Genomic DNA, 3398 nt, shown 5'->3' on the forward strand with positions numbered 1-3398 from the left:
AAGATTGTCCGGCGGCGTCCTACTCTCCCACACCCTCACGAGTGCAGTACCATCGGCGCTGGAGGGCTTAGCTTCCGGGTTCGGAATGTAACCGGGCGTTTCCCCTCCGCCATGACCGCCGTAACTCTATGAACATATCAAACAACCCCGGCACGATTTCACGGGTGTTCGCTTGTTCAGAGTTGCACAGTGGACGCGTAGCAGCTTAGTAGTCAAGTCCTCGGCCTATTAGTACCGGTCAACTGAACCCGTTACCGGGCTTACATTTCCGGCCTATCAACCCAGTCGTCTAGCTGGGGGCCTTACCCCACAAAGTGGGTGGGATACCTCATCTTGAAGCAGGCTTCCCGCTTAGATGCTTTCAGCGGTTATCCCTTCCGAACGTAGCTAACCAGCCGTGCCCTTGGCAGGACAACTGGCACACCAGAGGTTCGTCCGTCCCGGTCCTCTCGTACTAGGGACAGCCCTTCTCAAGTATCCTACGCGCACGGCGGATAGGGACCGAACTGTCTCACGACGTTCTAAACCCAGCTCGCGTACCGCTTTAATGGGCGAACAGCCCAACCCTTGGGACCTGCTACAGCCCCAGGATGCGACGAGCCGACATCGAGGTGCCAAACCATCCCGTCGATATGGACTCTTGGGGAAGATCAGCCTGTTATCCCCGGGGTACCTTTTATCCGTTGAGCGACACCGCTTCCACTCGCAAGTGCCGGATCACTAGTCCCGACTTTCGTCCCTGCTCGACCTGTCAGTCTCACAGTCAAGCTCCCTTGTGTACTTGCACTCAACACCTGATTGCCAACCAGGCTGAGGGAACCTTTGGGCGCCTCCGTTACCTTTTAGGAGGCAACCGCCCCAGTTAAACTACCCACCAGACACTGTCCCTGAACCGGATAACGGTCCGAAGTTAGATACCCAAATCAACCAGAGTGGTATTTCAAGATTGCCTCCACCCATACTGGCGTATGGACTTCACCGGCTCCCACCTATCCTACACAAGCTAATTCGAGTACCAATGTCAAGCTATAGTAAAGGTCCCGGGGTCTTTCCGTCCTGCCGCGCGTAACGAGCATCTTTACTCGTACTGCAATTTCGCCGGGCCTGTGGTTGAGACAGTGGGGAAGTCGTTACGCCATTCGTGCAGGTCGGAACTTACCCGACAAGGAATTTCGCTACCTTAGGATGGTTATAGTTACCACCGCCGTTTACTGGCGCTTAAGTTCTCCGCTTCGCCCCAAAAGAGCTAACAGGTCCCCTTAACGTTCCAGCACCGGGCAGGCGTCAGTCCATATACATCGAATTACTTCTTCGCATGGACCTGTGTTTTTAGTAAACAGTCGCTTCCCCCTGCTCTCTGCGGCCATACAACGCTCCACCCGCGCGGGGCTTCACGTCTCCGGCCCCCCTTCTCCCTAAGTTACGGGGGCAATTTGCCGAGTTCCTTAACCACAGTTCGCCCGATCGCCTCGGTATTCTCTACCTGACCACCTGTGTCGGTTTGGGGTACGGGCCGCTAAGAACTCGCTAGAGGCTTTTCTCGGCAGCATAGGATCACTGACTTCACCTGAATCGGCTCGGCATCACGTCTCAGCCTTCATGTGGTGCGGATTTGCCTACACCACGGCCTACACGCTTACCCCGGCACAACCACCGGCCGGGCTCAGCTACCTTCCTGCGTCACCCCATCGCTTGACTACTACCCATCAGGTTCCCACGCTCCCCACCCTCAACCCGAAGGTCTTGGATGGTTTGGGTGGTTAGCACAACGAGGTTCATCAGGGACGCTCTTTCGCGGGTACGGGAATATCAACCCGTTGTCCATCGACTACGCCTCTCGGCCTCGCCTTAGGTCCCGACTCACCCAGGGCGGATTAGCCTGGCCCTGGAACCCTTGGTCATCCGGCGGAAGGGTTTCTCACCCTTCTTTCGCTACTCATGCCTGCATTCTCACTCGTGCCGCGTCCACAACTGGGTCACCCCGCTGCTTCACTCGCGGCACGACGCTCCCCTACCCATCCACACACCTGCACAAGGAATCAAGTCCAAGCGAGGTTAAAATGTGAATGCCACAGCTTCGGCGGTGTGCTTGAGCCCCGCTACATTGTCGGCGCGGAACCACTTGACCAGTGAGCTATTACGCACTCTTTAAAGGGTGGCTGCTTCTAAGCCAACCTCCTGGTTGTCTATGCGACCCCACATCCTTTTCCACTTAGCACACGCTTAGGGGCCTTAGCTGGTGATCTGGGCTGTTTCCCTCTCGACTACGAAGCTTATCCCCCGCAGTCTCACTGCCGCGCTCTCACTTACCGGCATTCGGAGTTTGGCTGATTTCGGTAAGCTTGTGGGCCCCCTAGACCATCCAGTGCTCTACCTCCGGCAAGAAACACGCGACGCTGCACCTAAATGCATTTCGGGGAGAACCAGCTATCACGGAGTTTGATTGGCCTTTCACCCCTAACCACAGGTCATCCCCCAATTTTTCAACATTGGTGGGTTCGGCCCTCCACGCGGTCTTACCCGCGCTTCAGCCTGCCCATGGCTAGATCACTCCGCTTCGGGTCTAGGACACGCGACTGAATCGCCCTATTCAGACTCGCTTTCGCTACGGCTCCCCCACACGGGTTAACCTCGCCACATGCCACTAACTCGCAGGCTCATTCTTCAAAAGGCACGCCGTCACCCCGCAAGGCTCCGACGGATTGTAGGCGAACGGTTTCAGGTACTATTTCACTCCCCTCCCGGGGTACTTTTCACCATTCCCTCACGGTACTTGTCCGCTATCGGTCACCAGGAAGTATTTAGGCTTACCAGGTGGTCCTGGCAGATTCACGGCAGATTTCAGGGGTCCGCCGCTACTCGGGAACACCCACAGAAGGTCAGCAACTTTCACCTACCGGACTCTCACCGTCTACGGTCAGCCATTCCAGACTGTTCGACTAGCCACTAACTTTGTAACTTCTCGAACAAGTGTCAGCTTGTTCAGCAGGGTCCCACAACCCCGACCACGCAACCCCTGACAGGTATCACACGCAGCCGGTTTAGCCTCGATCCGCTTTCGCTCGCCACTACTCACGGAATCACTAAATTGTTTTCTCTTCCTACGGGTACTGAGATGTTTCACTTCCCCGCGTTCCCTCCACACACCCTATGTGTTCAGGTGTGGGTGACACCACATGACTGGTGCCAGGTTTCCCCATTCGGACACCCTGGGATCACAGCTTGGTTGACAGCTCCCCCAGGCCTATCGCGGCCTCCCACGTCCTTCATCGGCTCCTGGTGCCAAGGCATTCACCGTTCGCCCTTGACAACTTGACCACAAAGATGCTCGCGTCCACTGTGCAATTCTCAACAAACGACCAACCCACAACCCGATCCGCCCCACACCAAACCCAACA

Annotated in this window: 2 rRNA genes; both read right to left on the reverse strand. The window is 56.4% G+C overall.

Annotation, left to right across the window (positions count from 1 at the left end):
* Positions 1-6 precede the first annotated feature (6 nt).
* Positions 7-123, reverse strand: a 5S ribosomal RNA gene (gene rrf, locus KBX26_RS31950).
* Between the two features lie 85 nt (positions 124-208).
* A 23S ribosomal RNA gene (locus KBX26_RS31955) occupies positions 209-3318 on the reverse strand.
* Positions 3319-3398: the final 80 nt, after the last annotated feature.

Origin of the sequence: Micromonospora sp. C97, from assembly GCF_018070385.1 — a bacterium.
GTDB lineage: Bacteria > Actinomycetota > Actinomycetes > Mycobacteriales > Micromonosporaceae > Micromonospora > Micromonospora parva.